This window comes from Belliella calami, assembly GCF_022549695.1.
GTDB lineage: Bacteria > Bacteroidota > Bacteroidia > Cytophagales > Cyclobacteriaceae > Belliella > Belliella calami.
In genome coordinates this window covers 141,773-155,357 of sequence record NZ_JAKZGS010000008.1, presented here as the reverse complement: position 1 = coordinate 155,357, position 13,585 = coordinate 141,773, and the positions used below count along the sequence as shown (strand labels likewise).

The following is a 13,585-nucleotide window of genomic DNA, read 5'->3' as shown; positions in this document are numbered from 1 at the left end:
TATTCTATACGGAAATGTACAAAAACATGATTTTATAAAATTAAATTTTGATTATTATAAATTCATCTGTTTTTAAATCAATCTTCTCATCAAACCACCAATAACATGCAATCTCTAAAGCTTCTCATCAAATACGGTGGGAACGCAATGATCAACAAAGAACTCAAACAACAAATTGCACAGGCACTTTTTCTCCTCAAAAAAGCAGGACACCAGATCACCCTAGTCCATGGAGGAGGTCCATTTATTAATAATGCACTAGAAAAGGCAAAAATAGCCTCCGAGTTTATTGAAGGACAACGCCAAACTAGCCCTGAGGCTCTTGAAGAAATACAAAAAACCCTTATTGGAGAAGTCAATTCAGACTTAACACACCTTTTTTCACAGCACCAACTTTCAGCAGTAGGCCTATCTGGTCTAGACTGTGAAATGGTACGAGTAGAAAAGAAAAAACTCCAAAAAACTACCGAAAACGGAATAATCGACGAAATTGATCTCGGTAGGGTCGGACAGGTTAAGTCAGTTGATACCTCACTCATCAATACGCTTTTAAATCAAAATTTCACTCCAGTCATCGCTTGTCTCGGTGCAGACGAAGATGGTTTAGTGTATAATATCAACGCAGATGATTTTGCCGGAGAAATCGGCGCAGCCCTTGATGTTGATTACTATGTCTCTTTGACGGATGTAGATGGGCTCTATAGAAACTACCCCGACCCAGCATCTTTGATTTCAAATATTTCTTTGGAAGACCTTCCTAAATATTACGGATCAATAATCCAAGGTGGTATGATTCCAAAAATCCAATCTTGTGAACTTGCCCTGAAAAAAGGGGTTAAAAACGCCTTGATTCTCAATGGCACCAAACCCAAGCAACTATTGGATTTTTTCGAAAACAAACTTAAATCAGGAACAACAATTTCACAAAAATAAATGGAAAATAAAGACTTACATCTTATTGACAAACAATACTATCTACCGACTTTCAATAGAATCCCCATCACGTTTGTGAGGGGAAAAGGAAGTAGACTGTGGGACATTGAAGACAAAGAGTATATCGATATGCTTGCAGGAATCGCTGTGACAAATGTTGGACACTGTCATCCGAAAGTTGTAAAAGCAATTCAGGATCAAGCAGCGGAATTAATGCACATCAGCAATTTTTTCGTCAGCCCAATTCAAGTTGCCTTGTCGGAGTTGCTTGTCAAAATATCTGGCTTAGACAGGGTATTTTTCACCAATAGTGGTGCAGAATCTGTAGAAGGAGCAATCAAAATCGCAAGACGATATGCACACAGCATAGGAAGAGGAGGAAAAATCATCTCCATGAAAAACTCCTTTCATGGCAGAACACTCGCCACAATCGCTACAGGACAACCCAAATACCAAGAAGGTTTCGGTCCTATTCCACATGGCTTCTCACAAGTACCTTTCAATGATCTGGATGCAATCAAAGCAGAGATTTCTGATGAAGTGGCGGGAATCATCGTCGAACCAATACAAGGTGAAGGAGGAATTAGACTTGCTGACAAGACCTATCTGGAAGGCTTAAGGAAGATTTGTGATGAAAACAACATCGCTTTGATATTTGATGAGATCCAATCCGGAATCGGAAGAACTGGCAATTGGTTTGCCAAAGATCATTACGAAGTGCAGCCGGATATTCTAACTTCTGCCAAAGGGCTTGGAGGTGGAATGCCTATTGGAGCTTTCCTTTGCAATGAGAAAATCGCCGGAGCGATTCAATTCGGAGATCATGGAACTACTTTCGGAGGCAATCCTTTGGCTGCTTCCGCATCTATGGCTACGCTCAAAGTTATTGTAGAAGAAAATCTCACCAAAGCCGCAAAAGAGAAAGGCGAATGGCTGATAACTAAACTAAATCATCTTAAAGAAAAATATACCACTATCACTGAAGTCCGTGGAATGGGTCTTATGATAGGAATAGAACTTGATGAACCCGCTCTCCCATTCATGCAGCTCTTACTAAAAGAAGGATTTGTAGCCAATGCGACTGCTGTAAATGTTTTGCGCTTGGTACCTGCATTGAATATTAGCCAAGAGGAGCTAGAATCTTTCCTGCTTGCTTTGGAAAAGGTATTCATTATCAAAAAAGAAATGACAAATGCATAATAAGAAATATAGAATTGGAATAATTGGAGCAACAGGGTTTACTGGATCTGAATTGGCCCGATTACTCTGTCAGCACCCTGAGATTACGATCAAGCATATCACTTCAGAAACGCATAAAGGAAAGTTGTTTTCTGACCTGCATCCGCAGTTTCTTGGTATTCTGGATCAGCAATTGGAAAGTGCCGATGTAATAGAAAATTCAGAAGTGGATGTACTATTTTTGGCACTCCCACATGGGATTTCAATGGATTTTGTAAAGAAATGGGAACATAAAAATTGCAAAATCATCGATTTATCTGGTGATTTCAGACTTTCAAGTCCTGAAGTGTACAAATCTTGGTATCAAAAAGACCACGTATTCACTAAGGGTTTTGAAAACGCAGTCTATGGGCAACCAGAGCTGTTTTCAGATCAGATCAAAAATAGCACGCTAGTCGCCAACCCTGGCTGCTATCCAACAGCGTCTATCTTGAGTCTTGCACCACTTTTTCAAAGTGGCTTGATCGTAGAAGATTCTGTGATCATTGATGCCAAGTCTGGATTGACTGGAGCTGGTGTGAAAGCAAGCGATACCACACATTTTTCCAATGTAAATGAAAACTTCAAAGCTTACGGGCTTGGAGTACATAGACATACTGTGGAGATCGAGGAGCAATTTTCTATCCTCGGCAAACAAAACATCCAAGTCCAGTTCACTCCCCACTTATTGCCGGTAGATAGAGGAATTTTGGTGACAGCTTATGCTAAGACCAACCAAAAACTTGATCAAGAAAGCATCACCAAAATCTATCAAGATTTCTACAAAGAAAAGCCGTTTGTACGCTTACGCAAAATGGCTCCGGGAATCAAAGATGTCCGAGGAAGCCACTATTGTGATATATTCCCATTTTGGGATGAGCGTACCCAGAGGGTGATTGTCGTTTCGGCAATAGACAATTTACTGAAAGGTGCTGCAAGTCAAGCTGTGCACAATATGAACCTCATGCTAGGATTCGAAGAAAAAACAGGTTTGCAACAAATACCACTAAGACCTTAATAAAAAGTTATGATTAAGAATATTACAAATGTAAGAGGAATCAAATGCTGGGGTGCACACACTGGTGTGAAATCCATGCGAAGAGATTTGGCAATTATTTATTCTGAGGTTCCTGCTGCGGCTGCGGCCGTATTTACCCAAAACAAAGTGAGAGCAGAACCGGTAGAGATCAGTGAAAAAAACCTGATCAATAAACAAGCTCAAGTAATCGTATGTAACGCTGGAAATGCCAATGCATGTACTGGAGAACAAGGCCGATTGGGAGCTGAAGCTATGATGAAAGTCACTGCAGAACTACTTAATATACCAGAGGACGATGTGATTATTGCCTCCACAGGATTGATCGGAGAACGATTTCCTACCGAAGATGTGGTGGAAGGAATCAGAAATAATATCCACAAACTCAGTGATGAACCCAAAGCAGGTTCTTTTGTAGCAAATGCTATCCTTACTACAGACACTTTTGCAAAAGAGGGTTTTGTTGAGTTTGAGCATGACGGGAAAGAAATCAATATGGGAGGAGTAGCCAAAGGCTCTGGCATGATCCATCCAAATATGGCTACCATGCTGAATTTCATAGTTACTGATCTCAATATTGAAAAAAATCTCTTAGATCAAGCTTTGCGATATTGTGTAGATAGGACTTTCAATATGATCACCGTCGATGGAGACACCTCCACGAATGACATGGTAGCGATCATGGCCAATGGCATGGCGGAAAACAAGATAATCTTTACAGAAACCGATCCTGGATATATTATTTTTCGGGGAAAATTACTGGAATTGATGACGCATCTAGCCAAATTGATCGTGTCAGATGGTGAAGGTGCTTCAAAATTCATCGAATATAAAGTGACCAAAGCCAGAACAGAAGAGACAGCCAGAAAACTAGTAAGAGCAATTTCCGATTCTACCTTGGTGAAAACAGCCATGTTTGGTAGAGACCCAAATTGGGGAAGGATTATCGCGGCTTGTGGCAATGCAGGAATAAATTTCAATTACAAAAAAGTAAATCTATTTATCGGCGATTCGGAGCATTTGATCCAAGTATTGGAAAAAGGACAGCCCCTTCCTATAGATAAAAACTACATCAAAAAGCTACTAAGGGAATCTCAGATCAGAATCCACCTAGAAGTCAACAATGGAAGGGAAGAAGGCATGGGCTGGGGTTCTGACCTCACTACAGACTATGTACTCTTCAATTCTGTATATACGACATGATCAGACACTAGTACTATGTCAATCTAGAATTTACATATAAGTTTTATCTAGGTTCCCAGCAAGCATCTGGACAGCATGTTCAATATTAAGCGTTAAAACGTTAAGCGTGCCTCACGTTTAACGTTTTATCTCTTTAAAAAGCACTAGACTATCCAATCAAGGTAATTATCCTGATGGATCACCTGAAAATCCGCGTTTGGGTAAGCTTTGGTCCAAGCAGCTGGCGGTTTTACTTTTTTGCTTAGCTTATACTTAAACTCAACTCCACGAAGCAGATCACCGTCTTCTTCTACCCAATCAAGCTCTTGCTGATCATAAGTTCTCCAAAAGTAATTGTTGTAGTGAAGCAGATGATAGCTTTGGTATTTGAGCCTTTCGGAAGCTAAATAATTTCCCCATAACTCCCCCACATCCATCCTCATATCCAATTTATGGAAGTTTTGGATGATTGCATTTCTGATTCCGTTATCATAAAAATACCATCTACTGCTTTTGGAAACTTCCTTGCGAAGATTTTTGCTGAAACCTCCGACTTTATACAATACAAAAACCTTCGACAAAAGATCCAAGTAGCGCTCTACCGTGTTCTTTGACATTCCCAATTGTCGCCCAATCTCATCCAGAGAAACTTCTTTACCTACTTGGAAAGCTATCAACTTCAGTAATGAAAAAAGCTTGTCAGAACTCCTCAAGCCGTCATAGATTAAAATATCCTTCAGCAAATAATCATTCATGACTTCATTCAGATATGCTATTTTATCTTTCCAGTCAGGATATTGCTCCATTTCCGGATAAGACCCAAATATCAATCTTTCTTCCCTTTTGGCTACTGTTGAGCGAAAATCTTCCTGTTTTCCGATTTCCATTTGTGCCAAAGGGTAAAAGTAAAGTGTACTTTTCCTGCCAACCAATGGTTCTCCTACTTGATGATAGAGATCAAAAGCAGAAGATCCAGAAGCTACCACTTTGATACCATCAATGGCATCGACAATCAACTTTAAGATCATTCCAATATCAGGAATATGCTGTGCCTCGTCAATTATCAAATATTCTTTTCCATCCAAAAGCCGCTGGTAATTGGGTACAGACCTTTCTTTCAACAATGCCACATCCAAGACATCATCCCCGTTGAGGACAAGACATTTTTCTTTTGGTAGAGAATCCAAAAAGCTTTTGATAAACACAGTCTTTCCCACCCTTCTTGGGCCTATTAGTAATACGACCTTGTTGGGTCGAAGCTTTTTTTGAAACAATGGCAATATCGCTCTCGGATAATTCATTCAATAGACTGTTTATCAACACAAAGTAAGCTCAATTTTGAAAAATTAGCAAGTATGCTGACTAAATTTACATTAATTACGTCATAAAACTGACTGATTTTACATTAATTACGTCATCAATCTGACTGAATTTACATTAATTGAGTCATTTATATCTTTAGGAGTAAAGACATGTGATTACAAAATTCTCTTTAACCTCAAACCTTTAAAAGGATATAAAGTTACATATACATGATCGAACACTTTTTCTTTTGCCCATATTGCGGAGCAGAGATATCCATGTTACTGGATCAATCTGTCACAAAGCAACAATACATTGAAGATTGTGAGGTGTGTTGCAACCCAATAAATGTGGATTTTGTGGTAGAAGAAGGTGAGCTAGTTTATTTTGAAGCCAATTCAATAGAACAATAATGTTATTTCACGACCAAGAATCCCTTTCAGAAATATTTCATACCGTCAGGCATGAATTGCATAGAGGTGTTTTGGATAGCAAGCATCCCTTTAGATATGTTTCATTAGCGACACAGACCGACGAAGACCTAGATTTGAGATGTGTGGTATTAAGAGAAATAGATGATGATCTGAATTTTTACATATTCAGTGATGCTAGGACTAGAAAAGTGTTGCATGCTGACACAAATCCAAAAGTTGCATTGCTAATGTACCACCCTTCAAAACGAGTTCAGGTTAGGATCAAAGGATTGGCGACAATTCACAGAAAAGATGAATTAAGCAGTAAGATGTGGTCAAAAGTCCAAGGTGAGGCAAAAAAAGCATATACCCCACAGATTGCACCTGGAAGCAGAATAGCAAATCCAGAAGCCGCCCATCAATGGCCAGAAACCATGGATGACGAAAATTTCACCGTCATCAAGATCTCCCCATACTACATAGATGCCTTGCAACTCAATGCACAGGAGCACCTGCGTGTAGAATTTTCCAAATCAGAAGGAGAGTGGGACATGAATTGGATCGCTCCGTAAATAACTGTTTTCAAAACTTCATGAAATACCAACTTCCATTCGGGAGAACCTCCTTTAGTCGATGGTATCAGCCCAAGATTGTGAAGTCTGAGCCTTTTTTCAAGATCATTCGTTGACCTAACATAGTATCGATCAGTCTTGGTTGAAGATAAAACATATACAAAATACATTATTGAGAAAAAATAAAAACCTAACTATTTTAAAATAAGACAGTTAATGACTTAATTGTGGAGTCCCGAAGGATTTCGGGACGAACCGGCGGCCTCCCCGATGCCTATCGGGACGATCTAGCCAATTGACCTATTTTCTATAAGCCAAAGAATGTACTTTCTACTCTTCTTTTTTTTGATTTCCAGCTCTCTTTTCAAAGCCGTCGTCCTGTTAGCCAAAACTTCATGATAAACCAATTCCCAACTTGGAGAACCTGACTTTGTAGATGGCGTCAGGCCAAGATTGTGATGTCTGAGCCTTTTTTCAAGATCATTCGTTGACCCTACATAATAACGGTCGGTCTTGGCCGAATATAAAATATATACAAAATACATTATTGAGAAAAAAGTAAAAAAACTTAACTATCTTAAAACAAGAAAATTAAGCACTTAATTGTGGAGAATACCGGATTCGAACCGGTGGCCTCTACACTGCCAGTGTAGCGCTCTAGCCAACTGAGCTAATCCCCCTTTATTTTTATTAATTTAACGAGTAACCCGTGGTCTTCCCGACGCCTGTCGGGACGCTCTAGCCAACTGAGCTAATCCCCCTTCTTTATTTATATTAATTTAACGAATAACCCGTGATCTTCCCGACTCCTGTCGGGACGCTCTAGTCCCGAAGCATTTCGGGAAGCTAATCCCCCATTAATCGGAGTGCAAATATAGAAAGGCTTTTCTATTCACCAAAGGAAATATCTACTCGGCTGAATAATTTATCCTTGTCAGGATACTTCTACCCAAAGTCACTTCATCTGTATATTCCAATTCACCTCCCACAGGAATGCCTCTTGCAATCGTACTTACGGATACACCGAGCTCTTTGAGTTTTCTGGTGATAAAAAATGCAGTGGTATCACCTTCCATAGTTGTAGGCAATGCCAAAATTACTTCCTGCACTTTTTCTCCATCTTTGGGATTCTCGATTCTTTTCAGAAGTGATTCTATTTTCAATTCATCAGGCCCTATTCCTTGGATGGGGGAAATCACGCCCCCCAGCACATGGTATAATCCATTGTATTGGGATGTGTTTTCTATTGCCAATACATCTGGGATCTCTTCTACCAAGCAGATTATTCTTCGATCTCTCCTTTGACTGGTACAGATACTGCATTCCAATGCGTCAGAAACATTGTGGCATATCTCACAGTATTTGATCTCTGACCTCAGCTTCATAATAGAAGATGATAGGGATTCTGTAACCGATTCTTTCTGCTTTAGCAAATGTAATGCAAGCCTCAATGCAGTTTTCTTTCCAATACCTGGAAGTCGGCTGATCTCATTGACAGCATCTTCTATTAACTTTGAGGGAAAATTCACTTATCTGCAATTTAAAGAATGGCTGCTTGGATCCCTGCATCAAGGATCGCTTGACACATCGGTTTTAATTTTTCTTTGCTGCCTTTTTTGACAGCACATTTACCTTTGTAATGGATAATCAGCGTACATTGCTCTGCCTGCTCTGTGGTATGCTGGCAAACCTTTACCAAAATCTTGGTAACATGTTCGAATGTATTGAAATCATCATTGAATACAACAAGGTCACTCTCCTCAATATCTATCAAATCCTCGAGCAGAATTTCGACCTCGTCTAACTCCGGATGTGCTTGTGTTTGTTGATTCATTTTGCAAATTTAATTATTATAGACAATTTAGCATGCTAATTACCTAGATTCTCTATGGATTCAAATTTAGTTCTTATCGTCATAACATCATACTTTGGGCTGTTGTTTTTGATATCGTGGTTTACTTCAAGAAACATTTCCAAAGATACCTTTTTCACGGGAGACAGACAGTCCCCTTGGTTTTTGGTTGCTTTTGGGATGATCGGAGCCTCTCTTTCTGGGGTCACTTTTATCTCTGTGCCGGGTGAAGTAGGCAACAGCAACTTTTATTACTTCCAAGTAGTCATGGGTTACACCCTAGGGTATTTTGTAATTGCCAAAGTATTACTGCCTCTCTACTACAGACTAAACTTGGTCTCCATTTATGCCTATCTTGAAGACAGATTTGGGTTTTGGTCCTATAAATCTGGTGCATTTTTCTTTATACTTTCCCGTACATTAGGATCTTCAATAAGAGTCTTCTTGGTCGCTGGTGTACTTCAATTGATATTATTCGACCGTTGGGAAATTCCATTTTGGGTTTCTGTCTTGATCACCGTGTCTCTCATTTGGCTTTACACACATCGAGGTGGAATCAAAACTGTGGTATGGACCGATACCTTACAAACGTTCTTTATGCTTGCCGCAGTATTGACCAGCATCTATCTTATTGGAAAAGACTTGGGTATCGATACAATTTCGGAGTACATTGGGGTAATTGCTACTGATTCAAGATCAGAAATCTTCAACTGGAATTGGCAATCTGGCCAGAACTTCTTCAAGCAGTTTGTTTCTGGAGCATTTATCACAATCGTGATGACTGGTCTAGACCAAGATATGATGCAGAAAAACCTGACATGTAAGAATATCGGAGATGCACAGAAGAATATGCTTTGGTTTACAATAATATTGGTATTTGTAAACCTCTTGTTTCTTTCCTTAGGCATTCTGTTGTATCTGTATGCCGAAACCAATGGAATAGCTATTCCAACCAGAACAGATGATTTGTACCCATTTTTGGCGACTACAGAATTTACAGCTTTTGCAGGGATTGTATTTGTACTAGGGATCACTGCCGCAGCCTATTCCAGTGCTGATTCCACTTTGACGGCACTTACCACTTCATTTTGTTATGATTTCTTGGAAATTGAAAAAAAATACCCAAAAGCCCAACAAGTAAATTTGAGAAAGAAAGTGCATTTGGGGTTTACATTTCTGATGTTTCTCGTGATCATCATGTTTCGGTGGATCAATGACCAAAGTGTAATTAATGCAGTTTTTGTAATTGCAGGATACACATATGGCCCTTTACTCGGATTGTACGCCTTTGGCTTATTTACCAAACACCAAGTAAAGGACATTTTTGTGCCATTTCTTGCAGTTTCCGCACCAGTTCTTACATTCATCATCAGCCAAAATTCAGAAGCCCTTTTTTGGGGTTATAAATTTGGCTTTGAAGCACTCATTCTCAATGGAATATTGATGTTTATGGGACTCTATCTGATTAGAAAAAGATAATCAAATCTCCTGCTTTGCCAGCAAGTCATTGATTCTTTTCAACTTGTTGATATTGCTTTCCAATGTGTTGCTAGAACCATCCAAATCAACTAAGATAGATACAGAACCGCTGTTTTTTCTTGGATTCTCCGTAAAGGAAGAAACAGATGGTGTAACAGAAATCAATTCCTGTACATCTACTTCATATAGATTGGCAAGCTTGATAGCATCTTCCATTTTGAGATTAGATCTTCCTTGCTCATATCTTGAATATGCAGTGTAATCTCTTTTCCCTAAATACTCAGCGATATACTCCTGAGTATAACCTCTTAAAACCCTGTGTTTTCTAAGGTTCTCTGCGATGTGACTTTTTAATTCAGTTTCCATACTTATTTATCATTTGTGGTACTTTTTGCAAAAAGCATACTCAAAAATCAAAAACTGTAAAAAAATGTCGAAAAAAAAATAATTTTATATTTATTTTTCAATAAAACGGTCTTTTTTACTTATAAAAGGCACTTTGTTGGATCCCAAAAAACTTTGTCAAAATTAACAATTTTATCATTTTGTAGTAAAATCCCCTCTTTTTCTAGTAAGTCTTGCATTTGGTGGGGATATTGGAAATGATGTTTCCCCGTCAACATCCCATTTCTGTTGACCACCCTATGTGCCGGTATATCATTTTGTGAGTGGGAAGCATTCATTGCATACCCTACCATTCTAGCTCCGCTTTTTAACCCTAGATAATTTGCAATGGCTCCATAAGAAGTGACTCTACCATAAGGAATCAACCTTACGACCTGAAAAACTTGGTCAAAATAATTCTCACTTTTTGATTTCATCTATATATAACAACAAAGCTTCCTTTATGATCCTCTCTATTTTCTGTTCTTCAGAAGGTTTTGTATGGACTTTGATCTCAAATTTCTTACAATCTTTCAATAGATCTGATAAAATTACAGAAAGATTGAGCTGAGCCACATCATCAACTTTCTCCAATAAATAAGAAGATATCGCTTCCTCTATTTCATTTGTAGATAGAATAGTACCCAATGGAACTTCAAAGAATATTTGAACTTTCTTTTTTGAGGGGTTTTGATTGATAACTTGAGCAGAGAGCACTAGGTTATTTGGAATTATGATCAAGTCATCATTATCATTTTTCAAAACCAAATTAAGTAAAGTAATATCTGAAATTGTTCCAATATTATCACCTATTTTGATTTTGTCTCCCAAAGAAAATTGATCTGTAAACATGATGATCAAACCATTAATCATATTTGTCACATATTCTTTACTCAAGATTGCAATTGCTGCAGCTACTATCGTAAGACTGGTTAGAAATTCCAGTGGATTGATGGCAAAAAGGAACATGATTGCAATAATGAAGACAATAGCATTGAGAATGTTTGAAATCCAAGTAATTCCCAAAAGGAAATTTCCATGCACCCTATCCTCTTTGATTTTCCGCATGTAAAATCTAGCCGTTATCATTCTAGCAAGAGAAATAATCAAGTTAGACCCCAATAAAAATAGCAGTGAAGCAAACAATTGCTTGATAAAGTAATTATCTAAAACAAATGTCTGAAAGATGGGAATTAAAATTAATAATAGCAGAAAAATGGCCAATTTGATTAAAAACACCCTTCTCTTTTTATTTTCTATGACTTGGGCAGCTGATTTTTTTAAATTCATAAGGCTTTCGAGAAATTTACCTTTAATTTTAGATTATAATGCAAACATAATAATAAACTAGATATATGGATCGGAATATAATCATTACCGGAGGTGCCGGAAATCTTGGAAGTGCAGTTATTGAAAAATTCAAAAGAGAAGGGTATAAAATCATAGCTACGGTTCTTCCTGGTTCGGGTGACGAGATCGAAGAAGCAGATGATGTATATGAAGTCGATGTGACAGATGAAAAATCAGCCTCAGATTTTGCCAAAGAATATATCATGCAATATGGAGAAGTAGAAGCTATCATCTTACTGGTAGGTGGATACAGCGGCGGAAACATCGAAAACACTTCTACAGATGATATCAATAAAATGGTAAAACTGAATTTTTTCTCAACTTTCAACTTGGTAAAAAACTTCCTTCCAATGATGAAAAAAGCAAATAAAGGCAACTTCCTCTTCGTAGGAGCACGACCTGCACTTCAGCCAGAAGACGGCAAAGAAGTTGTGGCATACGCTTTGAGTAAAGGAATGGTGGTCAATCTAGCAGACTTTGTTGCAGAAGAATCCAAGGGCAGTAAAATAAGGTCACACATATTTGTACCCAGTATTATCGATACACCTGAGAATAGGGATTCTATGCCAGATGCCGATTTCTCTGAATGGGTTCATCCTTCGGAAATAGCAGAAGCTATGCATTATGCTGTAAACAACCCTGATCTGCGAAATATGACCTTTAAACTATATGGAGGTGTATAAAAAAACAATCATGAAAAAACTAAAAGTATTATTTGCCTTTCTTTTCTCAATCTCGGCAATCTTTTCCTTCGCACAAACAAATAAGGAAACACGGGATTTAAGGAATTTTTCGAGTGTCAAAGTTGCCAATTCAATCGAAGCAGAATTAGTAAAAGGCGACAAAAACTCCATTTCTATTGTCGCTTCAGGAGTGGAATTGGATAAAGTGGAGACGAATGTGTCAGAGGATGCGCTTGAAGTAAAACTCGGTAGGGGAAACTTTAGGTCAAGTTCTGTAAAAGTCACCATAACTTATATAGATATTGACGAAGTTCAAGCCACGACTAGCTCAAAGGTTTTTGTGAAAAATGAATTAGCTGGCAACCAAGTCTATCTATATGCGGCTTCCAATGCATACATTGAAGCTTCTGTTGAGGCTTCAAATCTATTTATAGAAGCTAATACCAATTCAAAAATTGCAGTAAAAGGATCAAGTGAGAACTTCGACCTTAAAGCATATACTAATGCGACAGTGGACGCTGCAAAACTTACCGTCACCCATTCTGAAGTGTTGGCCAATACTGCAGCCAAAGCTGAGTTTAATGTGACAGAATCTATCAAAGGCTCTGCTGCCACAGGTGCAAAAATCACATACACAGGAGACCCTACTTTGATAGATGTCAAAACAAATACTGGTGGAGACATCAAAAAGAAATGAGAAATTCACTCATCGTTTTAACCCTGATATTTTCACAGATTTTATTTGCAAATGCACAGTCTGAAGAAAATGAAGTAGAAATAGTAATTGCTTCTCTTTTTGAAGGAATGAAAACAAAAAATCAGGATCTTTTGGAAAAAGCTTTCTTAAAAGATGCTATTATGCAAACAACCATCGACGGATCTGACGGTGCGACTATTAGTAGCAATTCTGTCCAAGATTTTCTAAATAGAATTGCCACAACGCCGGACAATACCATCTTGGATGAGCAAATTCTTGACTATCAAATCAAGATAGATGGCAACATGGCTTCTGCATGGACTCCATACGAATTTTATGTCAATGAAGGATTTAGCCATTGTGGTGTCAACTCTTTCCAATTGATCAAAACATCAGAGGGTTGGAAAATCACATATATTATAGATACCAGACACAAAGTAGGGTGCAAATGATAAAAGAGGATATTTAATAAGTATTCTTAAAA

General features: G+C 38.2%; 18 protein-coding genes and 1 tRNA gene. 10 read left to right on the top strand and 9 right to left on the bottom strand.

Annotated elements, in window-relative coordinates:
• The first annotated feature begins 105 nt into the window (after positions 1 to 105).
• The 4 genes from argB to argJ are packed head-to-tail and all read left to right on the top strand — an operon-like array spanning position 106 to position 4,390.
• Positions 106 to 933 (top strand): acetylglutamate kinase, encoded by an 828-nt coding sequence (gene argB, locus MM236_RS11460; RefSeq protein ID WP_241275124.1) that lies wholly within the window; start codon positions 106 to 108, stop codon positions 931 to 933.
• Complete coding sequence (locus MM236_RS11455) at positions 934 to 2,133, top strand: aspartate aminotransferase family protein (protein WP_241275123.1); 1,200 nt, start codon at positions 934 to 936, stop codon at positions 2,131 to 2,133. It begins immediately after the preceding gene.
• Positions 2,126 to 3,169 (top strand): N-acetyl-gamma-glutamyl-phosphate reductase, encoded by a 1,044-nt coding sequence (argC, locus tag MM236_RS11450; RefSeq protein WP_241275122.1) that lies wholly within the window; start codon positions 2,126 to 2,128, stop codon positions 3,167 to 3,169. Before MM236_RS11455 ends, argC begins: the two co-directional genes overlap by 8 nt.
• A gap of 9 nt (positions 3,170 to 3,178) precedes the next feature.
• Entirely contained in the window at positions 3,179 to 4,390 is a 1,212-nt protein-coding gene (argJ, locus tag MM236_RS11445; protein ID WP_241275121.1) for a bifunctional glutamate N-acetyltransferase/amino-acid acetyltransferase ArgJ, read from the top strand.
• Between the two features lie 143 nt (positions 4,391 to 4,533).
• Here the strand turns inward: argJ and MM236_RS11440 are convergent, their stop codons facing one another.
• The gene (locus MM236_RS11440; protein WP_241275120.1) at positions 4,534 to 5,670 is read right to left on the bottom strand and encodes an ATP-binding protein; all 1,137 of its coding nucleotides are present in this window, start codon (positions 5,668 to 5,670) and stop codon (positions 4,534 to 4,536) included.
• A gap of 231 nt (positions 5,671 to 5,901) precedes the next feature.
• Here MM236_RS11440 and MM236_RS11435 point away from each other — a divergent pair, with 231 nt between their 5' ends.
• Together MM236_RS11435 and MM236_RS11430 are read left to right on the top strand one after the other, a co-directional pair.
• On the top strand, positions 5,902 to 6,084 hold the full coding sequence (locus tag MM236_RS11435) for a CPXCG motif-containing cysteine-rich protein (RefSeq protein WP_241275119.1): 183 nt from the start codon (positions 5,902 to 5,904) through the stop codon (positions 6,082 to 6,084).
• The gene (locus tag MM236_RS11430; RefSeq protein WP_241275118.1) at positions 6,084 to 6,656 is read left to right on the top strand and encodes a pyridoxamine 5'-phosphate oxidase family protein; all 573 of its coding nucleotides are present in this window, start codon (positions 6,084 to 6,086) and stop codon (positions 6,654 to 6,656) included. Before MM236_RS11435 ends, MM236_RS11430 begins: the two co-directional genes overlap by 1 nt.
• Here the strand turns inward: MM236_RS11430 and MM236_RS11425 are convergent.
• The 5 genes from MM236_RS11425 to MM236_RS11405 form a co-directional block, all read right to left on the bottom strand.
• Positions 6,560 to 6,826 (bottom strand): GIY-YIG nuclease family protein, encoded by a 267-nt coding sequence (locus tag MM236_RS11425; protein WP_241275117.1) that lies wholly within the window; start codon positions 6,824 to 6,826, stop codon positions 6,560 to 6,562. The two genes, MM236_RS11430 and MM236_RS11425, sit on opposite strands and share 97 nt — an antisense overlap.
• Positions 6,827 to 6,943: 117 nt before the next feature.
• Complete coding sequence (locus MM236_RS11420) at positions 6,944 to 7,201, bottom strand: GIY-YIG nuclease family protein (protein ID WP_241275116.1); 258 nt, start codon at positions 7,199 to 7,201, stop codon at positions 6,944 to 6,946.
• Positions 7,202 to 7,262: 61 nt separating this feature from the next.
• A tRNA-Ala gene (locus MM236_RS11415) sits at positions 7,263 to 7,336 on the bottom strand.
• A 228-nt stretch (positions 7,337 to 7,564) separates the two neighbouring features.
• Positions 7,565 to 8,185: a recombination mediator RecR gene (gene recR / locus MM236_RS11410; protein WP_241275115.1), complete on the bottom strand. Its 621-nt coding sequence runs from the start codon at positions 8,183 to 8,185 to the stop codon at positions 7,565 to 7,567.
• An 11-nt stretch (positions 8,186 to 8,196) separates the two neighbouring features.
• Positions 8,197 to 8,490: an ATP-dependent Clp protease adaptor ClpS gene (locus MM236_RS11405; RefSeq protein WP_241275114.1), complete on the bottom strand. Its 294-nt coding sequence runs from the start codon at positions 8,488 to 8,490 to the stop codon at positions 8,197 to 8,199.
• A gap of 54 nt (positions 8,491 to 8,544) precedes the next feature.
• Here MM236_RS11405 and MM236_RS11400 point away from each other — a divergent pair, with 54 nt between their 5' ends.
• A complete protein-coding gene (locus tag MM236_RS11400) occupies positions 8,545 to 9,987 on the top strand; it encodes a sodium:solute symporter (RefSeq protein ID WP_241275113.1) in 1,443 nt (480 codons plus the stop codon).
• Here MM236_RS11400 and MM236_RS11395 read toward each other — a convergent pair whose 3' ends face one another.
• The 3 genes from MM236_RS11395 to MM236_RS11385 all read right to left on the bottom strand — a co-directional run bounded on the left by MM236_RS11395 (position 9,988) and on the right by MM236_RS11385 (position 11,661).
• Positions 9,988 to 10,353: a helix-turn-helix domain-containing protein gene (locus MM236_RS11395; RefSeq protein ID WP_241275112.1), complete on the bottom strand. Its 366-nt coding sequence runs from the start codon at positions 10,351 to 10,353 to the stop codon at positions 9,988 to 9,990. It lies immediately after the preceding gene.
• A gap of 119 nt (positions 10,354 to 10,472) precedes the next feature.
• Positions 10,473 to 10,808, bottom strand: a complete 336-nt coding sequence (locus tag MM236_RS11390) for an MGMT family protein (RefSeq protein ID WP_241275111.1) — start codon at positions 10,806 to 10,808, stop codon at positions 10,473 to 10,475.
• Entirely contained in the window at positions 10,792 to 11,661 is an 870-nt protein-coding gene (locus MM236_RS11385) for a mechanosensitive ion channel family protein (protein ID WP_241275110.1), read from the bottom strand. The genes MM236_RS11390 and MM236_RS11385 overlap by 17 nt, the downstream gene beginning before the upstream one ends.
• Before the next feature lie 65 nt (positions 11,662 to 11,726).
• Between MM236_RS11385 and MM236_RS11380 the strand changes: the two genes are divergently transcribed.
• From MM236_RS11380 to MM236_RS11370, 3 genes are read left to right on the top strand one after another with little or no spacing between them, the layout of a single operon-like run.
• Positions 11,727 to 12,404: an SDR family NAD(P)-dependent oxidoreductase gene (locus MM236_RS11380; RefSeq protein ID WP_241275109.1), complete on the top strand. Its 678-nt coding sequence runs from the start codon at positions 11,727 to 11,729 to the stop codon at positions 12,402 to 12,404.
• A 10-nt stretch (positions 12,405 to 12,414) separates the two neighbouring features.
• Positions 12,415 to 13,101 carry a head GIN domain-containing protein gene (locus tag MM236_RS11375; RefSeq protein ID WP_241275108.1) on the top strand — a complete coding sequence of 229 codons (687 nt, stop codon included), beginning with the start codon at positions 12,415 to 12,417 and terminating at the stop codon, positions 13,099 to 13,101.
• Positions 13,098 to 13,553 carry a nuclear transport factor 2 family protein gene (locus tag MM236_RS11370; protein WP_241275107.1) on the top strand — a complete coding sequence of 152 codons (456 nt, stop codon included), beginning with the start codon at positions 13,098 to 13,100 and terminating at the stop codon, positions 13,551 to 13,553. Before MM236_RS11375 ends, MM236_RS11370 begins: the two co-directional genes overlap by 4 nt.
• Positions 13,554 to 13,585: the final 32 nt, after the last annotated feature.

What these genes read in the sequence shown, in the direction of transcription:
- MM236_RS11420 (WP_241275116.1), bottom strand. Translation starts at nt 7,201, where the DNA reads ATGTATTTTGTATATATTTTATATTCGGCCAAGACCGACCGTTATTAT.
- MM236_RS11405 (WP_241275114.1), bottom strand. Translation starts at nt 8,490, where the DNA reads ATGAATCAACAAACACAAGCACATCCGGAGTTAGACGAGGTCGAAATT.
- MM236_RS11435 (WP_241275119.1), top strand. Translation starts at nt 5,902, where the DNA reads ATGATCGAACACTTTTTCTTTTGCCCATATTGCGGAGCAGAGATATCC.
- MM236_RS11380 (WP_241275109.1), top strand. Translation starts at nt 11,727, where the DNA reads ATGGATCGGAATATAATCATTACCGGAGGTGCCGGAAATCTTGGAAGT.
- MM236_RS11385 (WP_241275110.1), bottom strand. Translation starts at nt 11,661, where the DNA reads ATGAATTTAAAAAAATCAGCTGCCCAAGTCATAGAAAATAAAAAGAGA.
- MM236_RS11370 (WP_241275107.1), top strand. Translation starts at nt 13,098, where the DNA reads ATGAGAAATTCACTCATCGTTTTAACCCTGATATTTTCACAGATTTTA.
- MM236_RS11440 (WP_241275120.1), bottom strand. Translation starts at nt 5,670, where the DNA reads ATGAATTATCCGAGAGCGATATTGCCATTGTTTCAAAAAAAGCTTCGA.
- MM236_RS11400 (WP_241275113.1), top strand. Translation starts at nt 8,545, where the DNA reads ATGGATTCAAATTTAGTTCTTATCGTCATAACATCATACTTTGGGCTG.
- MM236_RS11390 (WP_241275111.1), bottom strand. Translation starts at nt 10,808, where the DNA reads ATGAAATCAAAAAGTGAGAATTATTTTGACCAAGTTTTTCAGGTCGTA.
- MM236_RS11455 (WP_241275123.1), top strand. Translation starts at nt 934, where the DNA reads ATGGAAAATAAAGACTTACATCTTATTGACAAACAATACTATCTACCG.
- MM236_RS11430 (WP_241275118.1), top strand. Translation starts at nt 6,084, where the DNA reads ATGTTATTTCACGACCAAGAATCCCTTTCAGAAATATTTCATACCGTC.
- argB (WP_241275124.1), top strand. Translation starts at nt 106, where the DNA reads ATGCAATCTCTAAAGCTTCTCATCAAATACGGTGGGAACGCAATGATC.
- MM236_RS11375 (WP_241275108.1), top strand. Translation starts at nt 12,415, where the DNA reads ATGAAAAAACTAAAAGTATTATTTGCCTTTCTTTTCTCAATCTCGGCA.
- MM236_RS11425 (WP_241275117.1), bottom strand. Translation starts at nt 6,826, where the DNA reads ATGTATTTTGTATATGTTTTATCTTCAACCAAGACTGATCGATACTAT.
- MM236_RS11395 (WP_241275112.1), bottom strand. Translation starts at nt 10,353, where the DNA reads ATGGAAACTGAATTAAAAAGTCACATCGCAGAGAACCTTAGAAAACAC.
- argC (WP_241275122.1), top strand. Translation starts at nt 2,126, where the DNA reads ATGCATAATAAGAAATATAGAATTGGAATAATTGGAGCAACAGGGTTT.
- argJ (WP_241275121.1), top strand. Translation starts at nt 3,179, where the DNA reads ATGATTAAGAATATTACAAATGTAAGAGGAATCAAATGCTGGGGTGCA.